Raw genomic sequence first — 20,051 nt, 5'->3', positions numbered from 1 at the left:
TTCTATCGTTAGCTTTTTTCGCTCCCTCGATCAAAGCACACGCACTCTAATACGATATAATAGCATTAGATGGGGCTCAATGCAACATTTTTTAATTAAAAAGCGAGCTCACTGATGTTTGTTCATGCACCCGAATGATCGCATCTGCCATAAGTGAACCGACAGAGAGCTGGGTAATCTGCGGGATTTGTTTTTCCGCCGGAAGGGCGATCGTATTGGTTACCACCAGTTCCTCGAGTTTTGACTCTTGAATACGTGATATTGCCGGGCCTGAAAGGACCGGATGCGTACAAGAGGCATACACTCGGTTAGCCCCTTTCTCAATAAGCGCTTCGGCTGCCAATTGAAGCGTGCCGGCTGTATCAATAATGTCATCCACAATAATGGCGGTTTTCCCTTCAATTTCACCGACAATGTTCATGACTTCCGCGACGTTCGGACGCGGGCGGCGTTTATCAATGATCGCAATCGGTGCATCCAAGCGGTCAGCCATTTGCCTTGCCCGCACAACCCCTCCGTGATCCGGGGAAACGACCACAATATCATCCAGGTTTTTCTCTTTAAAATAAGAGGCAAATCGTGGGGTGGCAAGTAGCTGATCAACCGGAACATCAAAAAAGCCCTGGATCTGTGAAGCGTGTAAATCGAGGGTTAAAATTCTTGTTGCCCCTGCATTCTCCAGCAAATTGGCAATCAACTTGGAAGTGATCGGTTCTCTGGAGCGTGCTTTTCGGTCTTGACGCGCATACCCGTAATAAGGAATGACGACGTTCACCGTTTTTGCAGATGCCCGTTTACAAGCATCGATCATGATGAGCAGTTCCATAAGGTGCTCATTGGCCGGATCGGACGTGGATTGAACGAGGTAAACATCGCACCCGCGAATGCTCTCTTCAATATTCACTTGCACTTCGCCGTCACTGAAACGCTTGACGGACGTTTCACCTAATTCAACACCGATATGTTTGGCGATTTCCTCAGCAAGTTTCGGGTTTGAGTTCAGCGTAAAAATTTTCAACGCTGGATCATTATACATGGACATGTTTCCATTCTCCTTCGCACTGGGTAAGAGTGAGCGACGGCGGTGATCGCCGGTCGTCCTATTTTCCTTTCATGTAGCCTTCTTTATTTGACTGCCGGGATCGTGCAATGGACAACGTGTCCCCGGGCACATTTTCAGTAATCGTTGAGCCGGCAGCGATAAATGAGTTTTTCCCGACGGTTACCGGCGCAACAAGATTCGCGTTGCAGCCGATGAAAGCCCCATCTTCAATGGTCGTTAAATGTTTTTCCTTCCCATCGTAATTGACCGTAATCGCACCGCAACCAAGATTAACGCCGTCACCAACTTTGGCATCCCCGATATAACTCAAATGGTTCGCTTTTGAATCTTTCCCGAGATCTGACTGTTTTATTTCGACGAAGTTGCCTACTTTTGCCCCTGCGGCAACATTCGTTTCCGGACGAATGTGTGCAAATGGACCAATTTGAACCTGCTCCCCTATCGCGCTTGATGAAATTGTCGATTGCTTAATCGTTGTGATATCGCCGATGGTACTGTTGCTGATGTCCGAGTGGGGCCCTATGACACAACCTTCTCCAACAACGGTTCGCCCGCGCAACATCGTGCCCGGATAAAGCATCGTATCGGGACTCAATTCGGCATCGGCCGATACGTATGTATGGGCAGGGTCCACAAAGGTAACGCCTTGTTTCATCCAATATTCGTTGATCCGCTTTTGCATGGCTTGTTCGGCATCCGCCAATGCCACACGGTCATTGACCCCGAGCGCCTCGGAAGCATCGGGCGTTTCCCAAGCCGAAACCTTTTCTCCCCGCGCTTTGAGAATTTCAATGACATCCGGCAAGTAATATTCTTGCTGGGCATTATCGTTCGTCACTTCTTGAAGCGCGGAAAAAAGTGCTTCGTTATCAATGCAATAGGTGGCTGTATTGATTTCGGATATACCCCGTTCTTTAGCGGTTGCGTCTTTATGTTCAACGATTTTTTCCACACCACCCGTCCGGGTATCGCGAATCACGCGCCCGAGCCCTGTGGGATCATCTATACGCGCCGTTAAAACGGTTACTGCCGCACCGCTATGCTCGTGATGGTCGCTTAGCGCTTGCATGGTAACGGCTGAAATCAGCGGGGTATCAGCGCTAATCACCAGGGTCACGCCCTTTTTATTTCCGAGCAGGGGTTCCGCTTGCTGAACGGCATGTCCCGTCCCCAAACGTTCTATTTGCCAGACAACGTCGACGTCATTCCCAAGCACTTGTTGCACTTGTTCGCCTTCGTGGCCAATTACCACGGCGATTTGTTCAAATCCGGCAGTCTGAACCTGGTCCACGACATGTGAAACCATCGGCTTACCGCCTACGGTATGTAAAACCTTTGGTTTTTTTGATTTCATTCGTGTTCCTTTGCCTGCGGCAAGAACGATTGCATATCGATTGTCCATCCGAAATCCTCCCAATGCTAGAAGTGGGAAGTGAGAGGTTAGAGGTTAGAAAATGCGAAAACCTATTGCTTCCACTTCTATTGCTACTGTTTACATTCGATAAGTGTTTTTTTCATACTACGAATATATCGTGAACCTCTCGTCATTTCAATGACGAGCATCTGAAAAAAATCAGATACATCTTTTGATGTTTCTCGTTTCATAGAGCCGAGCAACCTCGTGCTCTCCACGAAGGCACGTTCCGCACCTGTTATTTTGTTATGAGGTTTCTTTTAGTTCTTCGATCAAGCCAAGGTGTAATATGTTTTTTGCAGGATATCCCGATGTTCTTCATATCCACAAGAACAGCGGTGTGTCCTTTCGGATAATGATTTTTTCACAAATGCACCGCAACCAGAACACATTTGACTTGTGTTATAGGGATTGATCAGTCGCACTTCACTACCAACATTCTCAGCTTTGTAAGTCGTGAACTTGATCAACTGTCGCCAAGCAGCGTCTGTTATACTTTTTGCCAAGCGGTGATTTTTCACCATCCCTTGAATATTCAAGTCTTCAAATACAATGATGTGATAGTGGTTAACCAACTGTCGTGAGTTTTATGAGCGGCATCCCTTCGTTTGTTGACCACTCGTTCATGCTGTTTTGCGAGGAGCTGTACAGCCTTTTTGCGCCTGCTGGATCCCTTCTTTTTCTTTGATACCAATCGTTGAAGGTGTTTCAATTTTCGTTCTTCATATTGCGAGTGTTTTGGATTGTCAAATAAGTCGCCATCTGATGTAATCGCTAAGTGAGAAATACCAAGATCAATACCTATGGCTTTTGGTTTTTTTGCTTTATCGGTCATAGGGTTTTCTTGTGGTTCGATTTCACACAATAAAGACACATGGAATTTTCCATTCTTATGGATGACTGTGCAGGCCTTTACGTCCCCTCTCATTTCTCGATGTTTTTTGATTCGTACATCGCCAATTTTGGAGAGAAAAATATACTTTCCCTTTAAGGAAAAACCGCTTTTAGGATAGACAAAAGAATGATAACGTTTTTTCCTTTGAAGCGGGGAAAACCCGCCTTTTCTTCCTTCTTTAACCGATTGAAAAAGGATTGATAGGCTTTATCCAATCGTTCAAGTACATTTTAGGGTCTGTTTATGTGTCTTGTATTCATAAATACGTTGTTCCAAAGCAGTGTTGTAGAGCCATCGACACAGGGAAAGGGTTTGAAGAATTGTTTCTTTTTGCATTTCATCCGGTTCAATTTTGAACTTATAGGCGCTGTGGCTCATAGGCATCCCCATTTTAAAGTATACCATACTTTGATCTACATTTTACCTTTGTAATTTTTGAGCAAACACGTTTAGAGATAAAGTGAAACTTCAATCAGATTGAAAAAAGTAATGCGGCATTTAAAACATTCCTGCATACTGATGTCGAAGCGATTTTTTCGTGTGTGAATTTCATTGAAAAGACCTTGTACATCACGCGTACAAGGCCCTTGGCTCTTTAGGAAACCCCTGCTTCTTCATATTTCACATATTCCCCTTGCCGTTCGTATTCTTCCAACACAGCCGTTTGGATTTTCTCGCGCGTCCGGGAAGAAATCGGGTGGGCGATATCTCTAAATTCTCCGTCAGGGGTCCGTTTACTCGGCATCGCAACGAATAAACCGTTGTTTCCATCGATCACACGAATATCATGAACAACAAACTCCTGATCGATCGTAATGGAAGAAATGGCTCGCATACGACCGGATGTATTCACCCTGCGGAGTCTGACATCTGTAACTTCCATTTTTTCTTTTTCACCACCTTTTAATGTAGTGCTTAAAAGATCTCTGGGCTACAATGTTCCACACCGGACGGACAAAATCCTTTTCAAAAGGTAAAAAAATTAAAATTTTAACGTCTCTTAAATTTAAACCCGTTTTGGCACTGCGTCGAGCTCCCCCTGTGCAATTATAAAGATTTTAGAAAAACTCAGGCTTCCACCAAGTCTTTATAGTGGAAGCCTGAGTTTTACCTATACTTTAACAAAGTTAAAGTGTTTAAAACCACCTTAGGAAAAGGTGGCCTCTCCATTATTCGTTCACCAATGCGATCACTTCAATTTCGATTTGAACATCCTTTGGCAACCGCGCCACTTCAACACAAGAGCGAGCCGGTTGATGTTCATTGAAATAACGCCCGTAAATGTCGTTTATCACGGGGAAATCATTCATATTTTTAATAAAGATTGTTGTTTTTACAACCGAGTCAATGGATGCTCCCGCTTCTTTCAGCACAGCTTGCACATTTTTGAGCACTTGTTCCGTCTGTTCATGGATGCCATCCCCGACAATTTCCATATTTGGGGTTAGCGGGATTTGACCCGAGCTGTAAAATAGGTTGTTGACGATAACCCCTTGTGAATATGGACCGATCGCTTCAGGGGCTTGATTCGTATAAATGGTTTTCATGCTAACACTCCTTATTCGTTATAAATAGGCCGTATAATTTCCCGGGCACGCATTAATTTTTTTCTCTTGTTCGTTCACCTCATCAAGGCGGACCAATGAAATGTAATCGTCGATAAGCCTTTCACTGTGACGTGCTTCAACGAGTACGGCGATGCCAACGAGATGCGCATTTACCTCTGCTAATAATTCGCTCATCCCTCTCGCCGTTCCACCCCCCTTCATGAAATCATCAACGATTAATACATCACTGCCTTCGGGTATACTTCGGCGTGCCAAAGACATTGTTTGAATCCGTTTAGCAGATCCGGATACGTAATTGATGCTTACGACTGACCCCTCCGTGACACGATGATCCCGCCGGGCAATGCATATCGGCACATCAAGATAAGCAGCAACTGCATAAGCCAACGGAATGCCCTTGGTAGCCATAGTCATAACAACATCAATGTTTTCTCCCCGATAAATCCCCGCAAACAAACGGCCAATTTCATTCATCCATCCCGGTTGCCCGAGAACATCCATCATGTATAAATAACCACCCGCGAGCAACCGATCAGGTTCCTCCAACTGTCGGCAAAGCCTTTCAACAAGGATTTCTGCCTCCCGGGCAGAAACCGCAGGTTCATATCGCACACCACCGCTTACGCCCGGTACCGTCGTTAAATATCCCATTTGCTCGTTTTCAAAGATCTCTTTTACAATTCCCAAATCTTCGCTAATCGATGATCTCGCCGCCGCATAACGTTCCGAGAAACGGTGGAGAGGAATTAACTGATTCGGATGTTTGAGTAAAAAATTAGTCATATCAACGAGACGACCACTTCGTTTTAATTTTTTCATATCCCGCCACCTCTTGCCAAAACACGAATATTTAAAGAAAATATATCATTATCATTCGGTTTTAGCAAGTTTCTGTCAGGAGACGAACGGCATACACATGTTCACAAAAACCCCGAAGAGCGTTATACACACGATTCACCTGGTTTTCATGCTTGACGAGCCCAAATACAGTCGGACCGCTTCCGCTCATTAATGCTGCATCCACACCGGATTCTATCATACGCTTCTTAATACGACGAACTTCCGGATACAGAGCGAGCGTCACGGTTTCCAAGTCATTATGGAGATGGTTGCAAATCCGAGCGTAATCTTTGGCGTAAATGGCATCTTCTATTTCGGAGGCCGGAGAATAAGAGCGGTTAGGAACGGAAATTTGACTGTAAATGTCTCCGGTCGAAACGCCGATTGGCGGTTTTGCCAATATCACCCAACAAGGGGGCGGTGCCGGTAGTTTTTCTATTTTTTCCCCACGTCCGGTTGCCTTTGCCGTACCGCCATGAACACAAAACGCGACATCGGATCCGATAGTTGCGCCTAACTCCGCGAGCTCTTCCATGGAAAGTGAAAGCCCCCATATCTCATTAAGCGCCCGTAAAACCGTTGCCGCGTCACTGCTTCCTCCTGCCAGCCCCGCTGCTACCGGAATATTTTTTTTAATGTATATATGTACGCCTTCGCTCGTCTGAAATTTGGATTTCAGCAATTGTGCTGCTTGATAGGCGAGGTTGCGTGTATCTTGGGGGATGAATCCTTCAGACATTTCCACAACGATTTCCCCGTCGTCGCGAGTCACAAAATCCAGCCGATCAGCCAAGTCCACTTCTGTCATAATCATTTCAACTTCGTGATAGCCATCCGGGCGTTTGGCGATCACATCCAACGATAAATTTATTTTAGCGGGGGCTTTTAGAGAACACTTCAACGTCTATTGCTCCTTTTTTCGTTCAACTATCCGAAAATTCACCAGCATAAGCGCCGTCAATGGTGCAATGTAATTTCTCACGATCATCACTTAAAATCATTTTAGTGGAAAAATGCGTCACTGTACAGCTACAGCCACGCTTTATACATAGAAAAACCTTAGTTGCACTTATGCGGGTAAGAAAGTTGATTTATACTTTCTTACCCGCTAAAAACCCCGGGGCATTATGTTACCCCGGAGTGCACGGCATTTTTACTGATGCTTGGTTGCCAAATCCTTTTCAGCCATCTCGATGGCCCGTTTGACCATGTTTCCGGCATCTCTTGATTTTATGCCACCCCAACCTTCTTGTTGGACCGTATCATAAACCCCGATTTCTTTGGCGATCTCTTCTTTTAAAGCATCTGACATTATTCCGCGCTTCCGGCTCAAAAGAACCATCCCCCCGCAATTTTAATATGCCGTACTTTTATAGTGTACATATTTGGCCATAAAAATATAGCTGTCATTTTCTAACGGAAATGACAGCTATCGTTCTGGCTTATTTTCACGCTTGTAGTTCTTCATCTGCGCAAACCGTAAGTTGGACGGTTTGCGTCAAAATATCCGTGTAACTATAGGATACACGTTCAATTTTGTGTATATCCTGATCCAATTTCACAATAAAAACCGAGGGGTATGTTCCTTCCAACAGCCCTGAGCGCTCAACGATTTTGCGGCGCCCGCCATTGGCTTTCAGCGTAATCCGTTTTCCGACGTTTTCTTCAAGGGATTCCTTAATCTCAACTAACGTTTCACCCATCTCTTCACCCCACCTCACGCATATGATGATATCATATATTACCGTTCATGTCAAATCATACAAAACAATAAATTGTATCAAGTTCAATTCTGTCCTGTCAATACCTAATTGTTAAACGGCAAGATTTCCCTTATCATGTGCATTCAAACACGTAATTATACAGATCATCGGAAAAGGCACATTTACATTTCTGTTTCGTCACGCAAAGGCATTCCGCGCCGCAAAACCCCTTTTGTGTCAATGCCGCCTAAGCCATCTTCACCAGAGAGGGTGTTGCGCAATATTTCATGTAATTGCACACGATTCATAAAAGGGGTCATACTCACTTTAGCGGCAATATAAACCGGATCAAGCGCGTGAATGTTCACACGTGCCGGAGAGCTCGCAAAATTCGCCCCTGCTCGGATAAGCGTTTCGAAATATGATTGGCAGGCTCCTGCGAAAATGATGAGATTATCCAATTGCGGGACAACTTTTCGCGCTTCCCTCACCGCCTGTGCGAAAGCATAAGAATGCCGATAGGCTTTTTTGTCTCTTCGACCTCCCTGTGCCGAGGAATATGCGTCATGGCCGGTGATAACAAGGATTTCCGGCTGCACCATTTCAAGAAGTGAAGCCACTTGATTTTGCATTTCCGTTTCTTTCATATGGGCACCGTACACAGGTATTCCCAACCGTTCGTACATAAGCGTGCATTTTTGTAAATAAGCAGGATCCCCATCCAAATGCAAAACACGACCCCTCATTTCAAAGTAGAGGGGACTGGAAGTGGAATAGTTTGATGACATTTCATAATCGTTTTTTTCTCTAAGCAAACGGAAATCTTGCCGAAAAAGATGATAACATTGCTCTTCTTTTTTTTGTTGTTCTTTTTCCCGTTTGGCCCGTTCATCGTCATCAATCTTATGCAAATCTTCATATGGCGCATCCGCAACCAACCGTAAATCTTCACCTTTCAATTCATACATCCCGTCATCGTGAATGCGCGTAATCCGAAATAAAACATCTTCGTTATAGGAATAGCGGGTAACGAGATCACCGATTTCTAATGACATCGCGACTCCTCCTTCATGCATTAGCCTATGCGGAGGACGTGGGCAGGGTGAATGATGTCGAGACGGCGGGGCGGGGCGGTTTCTGGTGCCATAGGCCGTTCATGGTGACCGGATTCGAGGCGGAGTGGCGATTCCGGGTGCCATGGGCCATTCATGGCGACCGAATCGGGAGCGGAACGGCAGTTTCGGGGCTCATGACTGGTTCATGACGACCGGATCAGGGGCGGAGTGGCGATTCCGGGTGCCATGGGCCGTTCATGGTGACCGAATCGAGAGCGGAACGGCAGTTTCGGGGCTCATGACTGGTTCATGGCGACCGGATCAGGGCCGGAGTGGCGATTCCGGGTGCCATGGGCCATTCATGGCGACCGAATCGGGAGCGGAACGGCAGTTTCGGGGCTCATGACTGGTTCATGACGACCGGATCAGGGCCGGAGTGGCGATTCCGGGTGCCATGGGCCATTCATGGCGACCGAATCAGGGGCGGAGCGACGATTTCAGGCTTCATGACCGGTTCATAGCGACCGAGGGCGGGGCGACAAAAAATATTCCTGAACAAAGCGCCTGCCTGTTCAGGAAACACCTGACTATAACCTTTTTTTTGACAAAACATCGGCCAATGCGGCAAATTCCTCCAACGCAAGCGTCTCCGCCCTGCGTGTGCCATCAAGGCCGGCAAGCTGAAACACTTCTTGTAAATCAGCCTTTTTCCCTAGCCATTGCCGCAAGTTGTTCGTAAGCGTTTTGCGCCGCTGGGCGAACGCAGCCCTTATTAACTCGAAAAATAAACGTTCATCTTCCACATCTACAGCCGGTTGGTTTCGGATCCTAAAACGGATAATCATCGAGTCTACGTTTGGGCGCGGCATAAACACAGTCGCAGGCACTGACATGATTTCTTCTGCTTCCGCATAATATTGCGCAGCAATGGACAAAGAACCGTATGCTTTTGTGCCCGGTACGGCGGCCAAACGTTCACTGACTTCTTTTTGGATCATGACCGTCAACGTCTTAATCGGCAGTTTTTGCTCCAAAAACCCCATTAAGATCGGTGTCGTAACATAATACGGCAAATTGCCGGCCACAACAATATGCCGCGTATCATTAAATGTCGTCTCGCAAAGTTCCTGCAAATCCGCTTTCAAGATGTCTTGATGGCGAATATCTATATTCTCGTAAGCCGAAAGCGTGTCTGCCAGTACAGGGAGGAAACGCCGGTCAATCTCAAAAGCGATGACTTTTTTCGCACGTTTTGCAAGTTTCTCCGTAAGTGCGCCAATGCCGGCACCAATTTCAATAACGCCATCTTCGGGAGTTACTTCCGTGGCGTCCACCATTTTATTCAAAATATTCCCATCCAGCATAAAATTTTGCCCAAGGCTTTTTTTAAAAGAAAGATGGTGTTGATCCATGATTTCCCTTGTTCTTGACGGCGTAGCGATTTCTTTAGTCATTGCGAAGACTCCTCGTTTTGTTGCTTCACTTTGGCTACGGCATCGTGAAACTCCTGACGGCCAATACGAAAAATATGCAACCGTTTCAAAAACTGCTTGCCGTTGGCATACCCGATATTAAGGCATTCACCAACGAGGGCACGCCTCTCGCGCGCGTTCGGGCCGGATAAGAGACCGGCTGCACGCACTTCCCCGATGGATAGTTCCGATTTTTCTTGGTGCTGGATAACAGGCTCCCGAACGCTTTCAAGTGCACGTCGGATCGTTTCCGGTTGGGCGTGTTCGACACCGATTCTTTTTCCGTCAGCAGTCTTTGCGTCCTTTTTGCTTATAAACGCATGTTTACAAGCGGGAACAGCTTCCGTGATGATCCGGCGGATGCGTTCGCCGGGATAATCCGGATCCGTGAGAATAATAACACCGCGGCGGCTTGCAGCGAGTTTAATTTGCTCGATCACGTGTGGCGGCACCGACGAACCGATCGTTTCAATTGTGTCTGCCTTAACAGCACGTTGAACCGCCACCGTATCATCTCTGCCTTCAACAACGATGCATTCTTCCACCACGGGTTTGGTTTTTCCCATTCGAGCACTCCTTCGTCAAGCTTCCGGTAAGATAATCTGGCACTTTAAACCGGTGCGCTCCCTAATCAATATTAAACAATTGTTTTGCATTGTTCATGGTTACATCCGTTAACTGTTCATACGTAAGGCCATGAAGTTCCGCCAGCTTCTCCGCCACTTTTACAACATACGCCGGTTCATTACGTTTCCCGCGATAAGGATGTGGGGCTAGAAAAGGACAATCCGTTTCAATTAACAATCGATCCAATGGCACTTCTTTTGCAACATCTTTCGGCATTTGCGCGTTTTTAAACGTAACGGGCCCACCAAAAGAAAGATGAAAACCGAGCGCCAAAAAGCGTTTTGCCGTTTCCAGATCCCCGCTGTAACAGTGCATAATCCCTCCGGCAGAGCCCAGTCCCTCTTCTTCCATGATAACCGCGATGTCTTCTTGTGATTCGCGACCGTGAATAACAAGAGGAAGATTGACGTTTTTCGCCAATGCAATTTGTTTACGAAACACGTCCTTTTGAATATCGGCCGGAGATTTATCCCAGTGATAATCCAAGCCAGTTTCTCCTACCGCGACCACTTTGGGATGTGCCGCCAAAGATTCGATCCAATCCAAGTCTTCCGGTGCCATATCAACAGCATCTACAGGGTGCCAGCCGACCGTTGCATAAATAAAAGGATACATTTCAGCGAGATCGATCGCCCCTTTTATCGTATCGCGGTCAAAGCCGACGACATTCATCATCGTAACGCCGGCTTCGCGGGCTCGATCGATCACCGCTTCTTTATCTTCGTCAAACTGCTCCACATTCAAATGGACATGAGTGTCGAATAATTGAACCATATGCTTTTCCTTCTTTCCCGGAGATTAGGAAATGACCGTGCCGTTTGGCAGATCGCCATCAACGGTGACGACACGTAAATCGCCATCCGCTTGACCGGCCAGAATCATTCCTTGCGAATCTTCGCCTTTTAATTTTGCCGGCTTAAGATTGCTCACACAAATAAGCTTTTTGCCAAGGAGTGTGGCTTCATCATAGTGCTCGGCGATGCCGGATACGACTTGACGTTTTTCCGTTCCCAAATCCAGTTGGATTTTCAGCAAACGATCGGTTTTTTTCACAGGTTCTACCTCGATAACTTCCGCTACCCGCAATTCAACGTTTTTAAAGTCGTCAATCGTTATGAGCCCTTCTGTTCCTTCGGCGTCATCATCTGGGGACGAAGCGCCTCCCGTCATTTGCTCTGTGATGTAGGCAACTTCCTCTTCTACGTCGATACGCGGAAATACCGGCGTTCCTTTTTCAATCACTTTAGTGCCCGCCGGCAGTTGGGCAAACGTTTCAAGCGAATCCCACGCCAACAACGCTTCCTGATTTTCAAAACCGAGTTGGTTTGCAATCGAAAGCGGAGCCCTCGTCAAAAACGGCTGGATCAAAACGGCGATATAACGGAGGGATTCCGCCAAATGATACATGACCGTTTGTAATGGCTCACGATCACCGTCTTTTGCAAGCATCCATGGCTGCGTTTCATCAATATATTTATTGGCGCGATTAATGAATTGCCAGATTGCCGTCAACGCGACGGAGTATTCCATGTCTTCCATATGGTTCTCCACCTTCGTCACCGTCGCGTAGGCAAGCTCCACAAGCTGGCTGTCATATGGCGTTCCGTCGCGAATATATTCAGGCAGCTTGCCGTCAAAATATTTATTAATCATCGCGATCGTCCGGTTTAGCAAGTTGCCGAGGTCGTTCGCGAGGTCAAAATTAATGCGGTCAACGAATGCTTCCGGCGTAAACAGGCCATCGGCGCCGAACGGCACTTCACGAAGCAAATAGTAGCGAACTGCATCCAGGCCATACCGCTCCACCAATGTTTCGGGGTATACGACATTTCCTTTCGACTTCGACATTTTTTCATCTTTCATAAGCACGAAGCCATGGCCAAACACTTTTTTCGGAAGCGGGAGATCAAGCGCCATCAGCATGATCGGCCAATAAATCGTGTGAAAACGGACAATTTCTTTTCCGACGACATGAACATCCGCCGGCCAGTAATGTTGGTATTTCCCGTCATTTGCAGTCCCATAGCCAAGCGCGGTAATGTAATTTAGCAAGGCGTCAATCCATACATACACCACATGTTCAGGATCGCTTTTGACCGGGACGCCCCAGGAAAATGCCGTACGGGAGACAGCCAGATCTTCAAGCCCCGGTTTGATGAAGTTATTGATCATTTCATTTTTACGCGTTTCCGGTTGGATAAAATCAGGATTTTCTTCATAGAAAGCAAGCAAGCGATCCGCGTATTTCGACATCCGGAAGAAATAGGACGTTTCCCGCACCCATTCAACGGGGTGCCCACTGTCCGGGCTCTTGCCACCCACAATTTTTCCGTTTTCCTTGACCGGATCATCCAGTTGCAGTTCCGTATAGTATGTTTCATCGGAAACGGAATACCAACCTTCGTACTCGCTTAAATAAATATCCCCTTGCTCTTTCAGTTGTTCAACGACTTGTTGAACGGATCGGATATGCCGTTCTTCCGTTGTCCGAATAAAATCATCATAGGAAATATCCAGTTTATCCCAAAGGGAACGGATACTCTCGACAATCCCATCCACAAATGCTTGCGGAGTCGTTCCCGCTTCTTCAGCTTTTCGCTCAATCTTTTGGCCATGCTCGTCTGTGCCCGTCAAAAACATAACATCATAGCCTTTCAGACGTTTGTAACGAGCCAATGCATCACTGGCCACCGTCGTATACGCGTGGCCGATATGCAACTTTCCACTCGGGTAATAAATCGGTGTTGTTAAATAAAACGTTGGCTTAGACATAAGAACCTCCTTATTTTCATCATGGGCTTTTTTCCCGATCGTTAATCAAAAAACTCCCGCCCCTATACAGGGGCGAGAGTTCACTCACGCGGTACCACCCTTTTTCCTCCTGATTGCGATGATCAAGAGCTTAGGATCGCCGGTTTTATCCACCGGCGACGGTCAATAACGCAGACAGACGTCCTCCCCTTACTGTCAAACAGCTCGAGAAAAAAACCTCCCGGACCATCTTCAATGCCTCGTTTGCCACCGGTTCTCATCAGTCTCGGCTCTCTGTAGACACGTGAGCATTTACTCATCCGTTCGCAGGAACGTATTGCTATTCGTATACTTAATTAAAAGGATAGAAAAGTCAAAGCCATCTGTCAAGGTGGGTGATCACCAAAAACATATCTCGTCCAAATATAAGCACTGTGTCGCTGAGTCGGAGACACGAAAATATCTATTCCCTCATTTTGGGATCACATCTCGCTTCCGATCCCTCACGAAGTAGCGTTCCCTTCGTTGAGAACATTTTGGTCACAAGTAATCCCCCAAACGGAGGTCGAGATGTGCTGAGAGGAACAAAGGAAATAAAATAATCCACAAAATGGAAAGTAGAACCTTATTCGATTAATAAACTATTGTACTTTGACTTTGCCCTGTCGTCAAAAACGAATCGTACACTCTATTAGTAGATAAATGGTATGATATGTTTTTAATTGACTTGTATTTACATTCTTGGTATTCTAATTATAATAGAGAGAAAAAGTGTTGAAAATCAACACTCGCATCATGCACTATAAAAAATTCAAGGAGGCTAAAAAAAATGAAATCTACCGGCATTGTTCGAAAAGTAGATGAACTCGGACGCATAGTCATTCCGATGGAGTTACGGAAATCAATGGATATCGCCAATCGGGATGCGATGGAGATTTACGTCAGTGAAGACCAGATTATTCTACAAAAATATACACCTTCCAAAACGTGCCAAGTCACAGGGGAAGTATCCAACGATAATCTATCGATCGCCGACGGGAATATCGTCTTGAGTCCTGAAGGTGCCGAGCAGATCATCGGACAACTTCAGCAATACGTGGAAAATTCAAAATCAACCATCTCTTAATCATATTAATTGACGGATCGTCCGACGCGATCCGTCTTTGTTATTCTAGCCCATGATAAATGGCATACACATCGTTTTTGCTCATTTTTCGATCGGCGGCACACTGTTTAAGCGCGGCCTTCCGATCCCATCCCATAGCTTCATAAGCATTCACATGTTGAATGACCGACATCCCCTTCCACCAAAGGGAGGTTTGATCTTCTTCCAATTCTTCGTCCGAGGCTCCCGCTACAATCAAGCAACATTCTCCTCTCCAACCGTTTTCACGCCCGATCCTCGCCAATTCTTCCAAAGGACCGCGGTGAAACTCTTCATAATGCTTCGTTAACTCCCGAGCGACCACCGCTTCACGATTCGCCCAAGTTTCAGCAAGCTGCTCAATGGTCGAAGTAAGCCGATAAGGTGATTCATAAAAAATAATCGGTGCTTGAATACGACGAAGCCGGTCGAGCGTTTCTTTTTGATCTTTTTTCTTGCGAGGAAGAAAGCCGTGAAAATGGAAAGGGCCTCCTCCAAATCCCGAGGCAACCAACGCGGTTACGGCAGCGTTTGCCCCCGGCAAGGGAACGACCGGAACACCGGCATGAATGCACGCGATCACCAATCGTTCGCCCGGGTCGGAAACGAGGGGCGTTCCGGCGTCACTGACGAGCGCACATTGTCCGCCATCGTGAAGGGTTGCCAATAATTCGGCCGTTCTTTTCTCTTCATTATGTTCATGCATGCTTCTCATCGGTGTGTGAATGCCGTAGTGAGAAAGCAATTTCCTTGTTTGCCGCGTATCTTCGGCAAGGATCAGATCCACTTCGCCAAGAATCCGAGTGGCACGATAAGTCATATCTTCAAGATTTCCAATCGGTGTCGGAACGAGATAAAGCATGCCGTGTCCCAAAACCGCTCCGCCTCCTTTCATCAATCAATTGTTTCTTCTCTGCTTTTGGCAACTGTTTAATCCGCCATTCTTCCCGCATCGCTTCTTCTTTACTCGGAAACGCCTGCAAATGGATCAACGTAACCGGACCGCGCCCTCGTGTATATTTGGCCCCCGCGCCTTCATTGTGCTTGGCAAGACGTGCATACGGTTCACGAGTGTAACCGGTATAATACGAGCCATCCTTGCACTCAAGCATGTACACGTAATGATTGGCCACATCCTTGCCTGCGACCTTAGCCAGACGCTGCTCTTCTCCTAGTTCCTTCCCTCCGTAAGCTTGCAAAAACTGCTCCGTATAATTTTCATCCCGGTCATAAACAACGATAGGTGGCAATGTTTTCACCCCGGGCTTTCCGCCTTTAATCGTTTCAACTAAAACCATGTTCGCTTCCTTATCCGCTTTCGGATGCACAAATTGAAGGCGCTTCGGGGCAAGTTGGACGCGCTCGCAAGCATTGAATACTTCCGTTAAACGATCCGGCCGATAAACGAACGCCGCTTTTCCTTTATATTTTATAAGCTTAGCCGAGACCCAGGCTACATCATCGAACGAAAGAGCCCCTTCATGCCGCGCCGTTGCAATAGCCGCTTGCTTATTCGTTTCTTTTTCCTGAAAATAAGGCGGATTGCACATGACAACATCGTAAGCTTCCGTTCCCAGCCATTCGCTTGCCCGTCTTATATCCCCGCGAATAAAAGCCAATTGCTCTTTAAATCCATTCAATTTTGCGCTCCGCCGGGCCATATCGCACAACCTGGGCTGCAACTCCACACCGGTTATTTTCACATTACTGCGCGTAGCCATCACAAGGGCGATCGAACCGTTACCGGAGCATAAATCCACCATTTTGCCCCTCGTCTTTGCAACCGAAGCAAACTGCCCAAGCAGTACCGAATCTTTGGAAAAAGGAAACGTATCTGTGCTTTGAATGATCCGCAAACGATTTTTATAAATATAATCGACCCGTTCCTCCGGATGCAAGCGCATAATCTCACCTCTTAGAAAAACTAGTGCAATGTTTCATAAGTTCTTTTCTATGATAGTGTTTTTAGAAAAACTTGGTTTCCACCAAGTCTTTATAGTGGAAGCCTTAGTTTATCTTATACTTTAATCCTTTAGCAAAGTTAAACATTCTTAAAGTGCAAAAAATACCGTAAATAAAGGGTAAATCGATGCACGTTTCCAGTCGGATATCTATGAAACATGGTTCAAAACGAGTGGTTTAAGGGAAGGGCAGAACCAATCTTAATTAAAGGAACAAAATCAGGGTTAATCGTACCATTTTGGAATCGTTTCCCCCAATAGTGGTACGAAATCGAGGTTTTTGTACCATTGGAAGCCGTTTGCCCTCCGCTTAAGGGAAGAAAACAGGTTGGATTCATATCAGAATTTTTGGCACACCACTAGTGCTGAACGGCTGAAATAAATGATCCCCATTGTTGTTGGCGCCAAATTTAGGAAACGTACCAGATCCCCACCCAGTGGTTGTGATACCAAAAATAGAAGGCGCGTTTAATATTATCTTCCGCGAAGAGAACGTCCGAAATCCCCATTATGACACCACTAGAAGCAAGATTATCTCAATTAGAGGGGCCATGAGTAAGTCATGGAACCACTCGAAGGTTAAATAATCCAATCAAGGGTGCCATGAACGACCTATGACACCTCTAAAAGCAATAATATCCTAATTAGAGGGGCCATGAGTGAGTCATGGAACCACTTGAAGGTTAAATAATCCAATCAGGGGTGCCATGAACGACCTATGACACCTCTAAAAGCAATAATACCCCAATTAGAGGGGCCATGAGTGAGTCATGTGGAGCAACCGGAAGCCAAAAATCATCAAGTGTGAGGAAATTCAGCTATAATGCACCACGCCTGTTGATTATCCATAATTTTACACACCTAACTTATAGAGTCGTTTCCAATTGTTCAACATCACAGCCATCTCCGAGGCCCAATCCACCGGCAAATTTTGAGCAAGAAGGTGTCTGGTAAACGTAATAAATGACAAACGCTTGAATACATGCATTTTCGCCGTCCGTTGGAACAACCAACGTAAAAGCACGTATGCGATGAGGGCTGCATAAAGCTGATTAAACGACCACCTGCTAAAGCAGGTGGATTTGGACATAAATGTCCGCGACTGAAAGTCGCTGTTCAGACTGAAGTCCGCTGAAAGACCTTAAGCTCAAGCTCACTAAATGAGACTGAACTCATTCATCAATCCCGAAGATATCATCCCTTCTCTCAGTTGATTGATTTTCGATATAGTTTCTAATGATTTCTTCGGTCACATTTCCTACGGTGGCACAAAAATATCCTCTTGCCCATAAGTGTTGCCCCCAGTACCTCTTCTTCAGAGCTGGGAATTCATCTTGCAATAATCTCGATGATCTTCCTTTGAGATATTGCATGATTTTACTCGGAGCGATACTCGGCGGGCATGATAACAACAAGTAAATATGGTCCTTGCCTACGCTTCCTTGCAATATCGTAATATTCCTTGCTTCGCACCCCTGTCTAATCAATTCCCTGACACGGTGGGCGATATCTCCCCGCAACACTTGATATCTATATTTTGTTACCCAGATTACGTGGTACTTGATATCATAGACCGTATGACTGCTTTTCCGATATCCATCCATACTTTCCCTCAGTTTAAGTATGGACACGGAAAAGCAAGGCTAAAAGCGTATCCCGTCTAAAGACGGGGGAGTTAGACCACGCTTCTGTAACTTAAACACCGCATTGGGGGTGGTTCCAAACAGTGTGGGTACATTCAAATATTGTTTAATCCACCGAAAAAAGGACTCCACAGCCCAGCGTTCGCGATAGATGTCCGCAATTTTTTCAGCAGAGACATCCTTGAGATCGGTGACGACTCGGATTTCATTCCCGTGGTTATCATTGAAAAACACGACACGATGCCTTTTCTGAGATCGAACTTGGGAAGAGCCGAGTTGACAAGTGATATCACGGGTCACACGCGATTCTTCATTTGGTAAGCGTTTTAATGATTGAGGTCGAACGATCGCCACATTTTCCTTCATTCGGATGACAAACGATTGCTCGTCATCAATGAATCGATCGATACGCTTAATCTTGAAATAGGCCCGGTCTTCAACGAGCGTATAATCGGCATTGACCAATTGTTCGCCAACCGGTCCATCATGCTTCAAGCCACCGGTCTCTTCGACTTGGAGAGGGCTACCGGTTGAAGGCTTATGAGCCACGTGGAGCTTAACGCCCGAACGTTTCCCATGATAAACCGCCCAAGGAAGGCGACCCTCCCCTACGGTAATCGTCGTGGAATCAATGGCCAAAAGATCTTTGTTTAAGTTCAAGGCTCGGCGAGTGGTGCGGTTGCACATGGATACGACCTTGTGGAAAAGCTTTTTGAAAATCGTATACGGAACATGTCTGGCTTTTTTAGACAGAGCCGTGTGATCGACCTCCACCAAGCCGTATGATCCGCCTTCCGTGGCGGATTGGCGATAGCCAGTCCATTCATGGACGGAGGCACTGGTCAAATATTGGAGGAGCGTGAACACATCCAATTTTCGTGCTGTGTCGTTATAACCAACCTTTTCTAACAAGGGTTTCAACTCATCATCAATATGAAGTTTTTGGCGTAGATTTGGGAATGTGGTAGACTTATTCAAGAGAGACATCCTTTCTTGAGTGTTGCTTTCCTAACTACATTCTACGAAAGGATGCCTCTTTTTGTATAGATTTCCTTGGGTTTTATTGGTAAATCAACAGGCGTGATAATGCACTAGTGACCGTCCTCCTTTTTTGATGTTGCCCTTGGGTGTGACCGGATAATTCGACCACTCTGTACTAATGCAATGTTTCATAAGTTCTTTCCTATTGGTGTAGTTCTAAAAAATTCGATGAACCTATAAAATCCAATTTTTACATAAAATCCTGATATCTATGCAAGCATGAGCCAAAAAGGTGTAGAATTTACTCCTATCAAGCAGACTACATCGGGTCAGGCAAAGCAAATTCACCCCATTTGGGGGATGAGTCGGGTTTGCCGTACCTCTAGGTGCAACATCCCTTCCCTTTGGGGGACAAGAACGGGTTTCTCGTACCTCTAGGAGTAGCTTCCCTTCCCTTTGGGGGGCAGCAATATGATATTTCAACATAGGTTGAAGCCGGTCAAAGGTTCCGACATAAGCGGAAAAAGCCCGCGCTACCGAAGTGCACGGGCTATCTAAACACTTATTTATTTTGAAAAAATGAAAGGCAGAAGAGACAATCTCCGTCTGTCCGTAGACCCCCATAGTTTAAATTACAAATATGAAAACCTTCTTGATAAAGACGGGCAAGATTATCGTAGCCTTCGCCCGGAAGCCCTGTACTTGCATCTGTTTTGTTGTCCGATGTTTCCTCCGACGCCGCATCCGAGAAACCGCCCACGTTTTCCAAGCGTTCCCGTAACATTCGGTTCTCAATGACGAGGCCTTGATTTTCCTCAATCAGGGATGCCAGCTGTTCTTTGAGTTCACGTATTTCTTCATGAACCGTGAGCAGCTTCTTTTCCATATGAATGACTTGTGAAAACATTTCCTGCTTTGCCACGTTTTCCCCACC

21 protein-coding genes and 1 pseudogene are annotated in these 20,051 nt (G+C 46.1%); 1 reads left to right on the top strand and 21 read right to left on the bottom strand.

Annotated elements, in window-relative coordinates; genetic code table 11:
• Positions 1-91: 91 nt before the first annotated feature.
• The 16 genes from HUG15_RS00645 to metG all read right to left on the bottom strand — a co-directional run bounded on the left by HUG15_RS00645 (position 92) and on the right by metG (position 13,409).
• Positions 92-1,042: a ribose-phosphate diphosphokinase gene (locus HUG15_RS00645; RefSeq protein WP_200126327.1), complete on the bottom strand. Its 951-nt coding sequence runs from the start codon at positions 1,040-1,042 to the stop codon at positions 92-94.
• 58 nt (positions 1,043-1,100) lie between these two features.
• A complete protein-coding gene (glmU, locus tag HUG15_RS00640; RefSeq protein WP_200126324.1) occupies positions 1,101-2,465 on the bottom strand; it encodes a bifunctional UDP-N-acetylglucosamine diphosphorylase/glucosamine-1-phosphate N-acetyltransferase GlmU in 1,365 nt (454 codons plus the stop codon).
• Positions 2,466-2,749: 284 nt separating this feature from the next.
• On the bottom strand, positions 2,750-3,001 hold the full coding sequence (locus HUG15_RS23565) for a zinc ribbon domain-containing protein (protein WP_425504023.1): 252 nt from the start codon (positions 2,999-3,001) through the stop codon (positions 2,750-2,752).
• 11 nt (positions 3,002-3,012) lie between these two features.
• Positions 3,013-3,570 (bottom strand): RNA-guided endonuclease InsQ/TnpB family protein, encoded by a 558-nt coding sequence (locus tag HUG15_RS22785; protein ID WP_246516605.1) that lies wholly within the window; start codon positions 3,568-3,570, stop codon positions 3,013-3,015.
• A 21-nt stretch (positions 3,571-3,591) separates the two neighbouring features.
• Positions 3,592-3,708, bottom strand: a complete 117-nt coding sequence (locus HUG15_RS23560) for a helix-turn-helix domain-containing protein (protein WP_425504042.1) — start codon at positions 3,706-3,708, stop codon at positions 3,592-3,594.
• A 259-nt stretch (positions 3,709-3,967) separates the two neighbouring features.
• Positions 3,968-4,255 (bottom strand): septation regulator SpoVG, encoded by a 288-nt coding sequence (gene spoVG / locus HUG15_RS00620; protein WP_200126316.1) that lies wholly within the window; start codon positions 4,253-4,255, stop codon positions 3,968-3,970.
• Between the two features lie 286 nt (positions 4,256-4,541).
• Complete coding sequence (locus HUG15_RS00615; RefSeq protein ID WP_200126314.1) at positions 4,542-4,919, bottom strand: RidA family protein; 378 nt, start codon at positions 4,917-4,919, stop codon at positions 4,542-4,544.
• Positions 4,920-4,937: 18 nt separating this feature from the next.
• A complete protein-coding gene (gene purR, locus HUG15_RS00610) occupies positions 4,938-5,759 on the bottom strand; it encodes a pur operon repressor (RefSeq protein ID WP_200126312.1) in 822 nt (273 codons plus the stop codon).
• 61 nt (positions 5,760-5,820) lie between these two features.
• The gene (gene ispE / locus HUG15_RS00605) at positions 5,821-6,681 is read right to left on the bottom strand and encodes a 4-(cytidine 5'-diphospho)-2-C-methyl-D-erythritol kinase (protein WP_200126310.1); all 861 of its coding nucleotides are present in this window, start codon (positions 6,679-6,681) and stop codon (positions 5,821-5,823) included.
• A 252-nt stretch (positions 6,682-6,933) separates the two neighbouring features.
• Complete coding sequence (locus HUG15_RS00600) at positions 6,934-7,113, bottom strand: small, acid-soluble spore protein, alpha/beta type (protein ID WP_200126308.1); 180 nt, start codon at positions 7,111-7,113, stop codon at positions 6,934-6,936.
• Positions 7,114-7,228: 115 nt separating this feature from the next.
• The gene (locus tag HUG15_RS00595) at positions 7,229-7,483 is read right to left on the bottom strand and encodes a Veg family protein (RefSeq protein WP_200126306.1); all 255 of its coding nucleotides are present in this window, start codon (positions 7,481-7,483) and stop codon (positions 7,229-7,231) included.
• A 182-nt stretch (positions 7,484-7,665) separates the two neighbouring features.
• On the bottom strand, positions 7,666-8,538 hold the full coding sequence (gene yabG / locus HUG15_RS00590; protein ID WP_200126304.1) for a sporulation peptidase YabG: 873 nt from the start codon (positions 8,536-8,538) through the stop codon (positions 7,666-7,668).
• A 587-nt stretch (positions 8,539-9,125) separates the two neighbouring features.
• Complete coding sequence (gene rsmA, locus HUG15_RS00580; protein WP_200126300.1) at positions 9,126-9,992, bottom strand: 16S rRNA (adenine(1518)-N(6)/adenine(1519)-N(6))-dimethyltransferase RsmA; 867 nt, start codon at positions 9,990-9,992, stop codon at positions 9,126-9,128.
• Complete coding sequence (rnmV, locus tag HUG15_RS00575; protein WP_200126298.1) at positions 9,989-10,576, bottom strand: ribonuclease M5; 588 nt, start codon at positions 10,574-10,576, stop codon at positions 9,989-9,991. The genes rsmA and rnmV overlap by 4 nt, the downstream gene beginning before the upstream one ends.
• Before the next feature lie 61 nt (positions 10,577-10,637).
• Entirely contained in the window at positions 10,638-11,411 is a 774-nt protein-coding gene (locus HUG15_RS00570) for a TatD family hydrolase (RefSeq protein WP_200126296.1), read from the bottom strand.
• Between the two features lie 24 nt (positions 11,412-11,435).
• Positions 11,436-13,409 (bottom strand): methionine--tRNA ligase, encoded by a 1,974-nt coding sequence (metG, locus tag HUG15_RS00565; RefSeq protein ID WP_200126294.1) that lies wholly within the window; start codon positions 13,407-13,409, stop codon positions 11,436-11,438.
• An 808-nt stretch (positions 13,410-14,217) separates the two neighbouring features.
• On the opposite strand from metG, the gene HUG15_RS00560 reads away from it, so the two are divergent.
• Positions 14,218-14,514: an AbrB/MazE/SpoVT family DNA-binding domain-containing protein gene (locus tag HUG15_RS00560; protein ID WP_200126292.1), complete on the top strand. Its 297-nt coding sequence runs from the start codon at positions 14,218-14,220 to the stop codon at positions 14,512-14,514.
• 40 nt (positions 14,515-14,554) lie between these two features.
• Here the strand turns inward: HUG15_RS00560 and rsmI are convergent, their stop codons facing one another.
• From rsmI to yabA, 5 genes and pseudogenes are all read right to left on the bottom strand, one after another.
• Positions 14,555-15,427, bottom strand: coding sequence for a 16S rRNA (cytidine(1402)-2'-O)-methyltransferase (gene rsmI, locus HUG15_RS00555; protein ID WP_425504041.1), 873 nt, complete (start codon positions 15,425-15,427; stop codon positions 14,555-14,557).
• Entirely contained in the window at positions 15,357-16,436 is a 1,080-nt protein-coding gene (locus HUG15_RS00550; protein WP_200126290.1) for a GIY-YIG nuclease family protein, read from the bottom strand. Before HUG15_RS00550 ends, rsmI begins: the two co-directional genes overlap by 71 nt.
• Positions 16,437-17,665: 1,229 nt before the next feature.
• Complete coding sequence (gene tnpA, locus HUG15_RS00540) at positions 17,666-18,097, bottom strand: IS200/IS605 family transposase (protein WP_200126286.1); 432 nt, start codon at positions 18,095-18,097, stop codon at positions 17,666-17,668.
• A 93-nt stretch (positions 18,098-18,190) separates the two neighbouring features.
• Positions 18,191-19,114: pseudogene (locus HUG15_RS00535) on the bottom strand (IS4 family transposase); the annotation flags it as partial.
• Positions 19,115-19,679: 565 nt separating this feature from the next.
• Positions 19,680-20,039, bottom strand: coding sequence for a DNA replication initiation control protein YabA (gene yabA, locus HUG15_RS00530; RefSeq protein WP_200126282.1), 360 nt, complete (start codon positions 20,037-20,039; stop codon positions 19,680-19,682).
• Between the last annotated feature and the right edge of the window lie 12 nt (positions 20,040-20,051).

Source organism: Salicibibacter cibarius, assembly GCF_016495725.1.
Taxonomy (GTDB): domain Bacteria; phylum Bacillota; class Bacilli; order Bacillales; family Marinococcaceae; genus Salicibibacter; species Salicibibacter cibarius.
The sequence above is the reverse complement of the archived record's forward strand: the minus strand, read 5'-3'. Positions and strand labels throughout refer to the sequence as shown.

What these genes read in the sequence shown, in the direction of transcription:
- tnpA (WP_200126286.1), bottom strand. Translation starts at nt 18,097, where the DNA reads ATGGATGGATATCGGAAAAGCAGTCATACGGTCTATGATATCAAGTAC.
- glmU (WP_200126324.1), bottom strand. Translation starts at nt 2,465, where the DNA reads ATGGACAATCGATATGCAATCGTTCTTGCCGCAGGCAAAGGAACACGA.
- HUG15_RS23560 (WP_425504042.1), bottom strand. Translation starts at nt 3,708, where the DNA reads ATGCAAAAAGAAACAATTCTTCAAACCCTTTCCCTGTGTCGATGGCTC.
- HUG15_RS00595 (WP_200126306.1), bottom strand. Translation starts at nt 7,483, where the DNA reads ATGGGTGAAACGTTAGTTGAGATTAAGGAATCCCTTGAAGAAAACGTC.
- purR (WP_200126312.1), bottom strand. Translation starts at nt 5,759, where the DNA reads ATGAAAAAATTAAAACGAAGTGGTCGTCTCGTTGATATGACTAATTTT.
- HUG15_RS00645 (WP_200126327.1), bottom strand. Translation starts at nt 1,042, where the DNA reads ATGTCCATGTATAATGATCCAGCGTTGAAAATTTTTACGCTGAACTCA.
- HUG15_RS00560 (WP_200126292.1), top strand. Translation starts at nt 14,218, where the DNA reads ATGAAATCTACCGGCATTGTTCGAAAAGTAGATGAACTCGGACGCATA.
- rsmI (WP_425504041.1), bottom strand. Translation starts at nt 15,427, where the DNA reads ATGAAAGGAGGCGGAGCGGTTTTGGGACACGGCATGCTTTATCTCGTT.
- HUG15_RS00570 (WP_200126296.1), bottom strand. Translation starts at nt 11,411, where the DNA reads ATGGTTCAATTATTCGACACTCATGTCCATTTGAATGTGGAGCAGTTT.
- yabG (WP_200126304.1), bottom strand. Translation starts at nt 8,538, where the DNA reads ATGTCATTAGAAATCGGTGATCTCGTTACCCGCTATTCCTATAACGAA.
- HUG15_RS23565 (WP_425504023.1), bottom strand. Translation starts at nt 3,001, where the DNA reads ATGGTGAAAAATCACCGCTTGGCAAAAAGTATAACAGACGCTGCTTGG.
- rnmV (WP_200126298.1), bottom strand. Translation starts at nt 10,576, where the DNA reads ATGGGAAAAACCAAACCCGTGGTGGAAGAATGCATCGTTGTTGAAGGC.
- metG (WP_200126294.1), bottom strand. Translation starts at nt 13,409, where the DNA reads ATGTCTAAGCCAACGTTTTATTTAACAACACCGATTTATTACCCGAGT.
- spoVG (WP_200126316.1), bottom strand. Translation starts at nt 4,255, where the DNA reads ATGGAAGTTACAGATGTCAGACTCCGCAGGGTGAATACATCCGGTCGT.
- HUG15_RS00615 (WP_200126314.1), bottom strand. Translation starts at nt 4,919, where the DNA reads ATGAAAACCATTTATACGAATCAAGCCCCTGAAGCGATCGGTCCATAT.
- rsmA (WP_200126300.1), bottom strand. Translation starts at nt 9,992, where the DNA reads ATGACTAAAGAAATCGCTACGCCGTCAAGAACAAGGGAAATCATGGAT.
- HUG15_RS00550 (WP_200126290.1), bottom strand. Translation starts at nt 16,436, where the DNA reads ATGCGCTTGCATCCGGAGGAACGGGTCGATTATATTTATAAAAATCGT.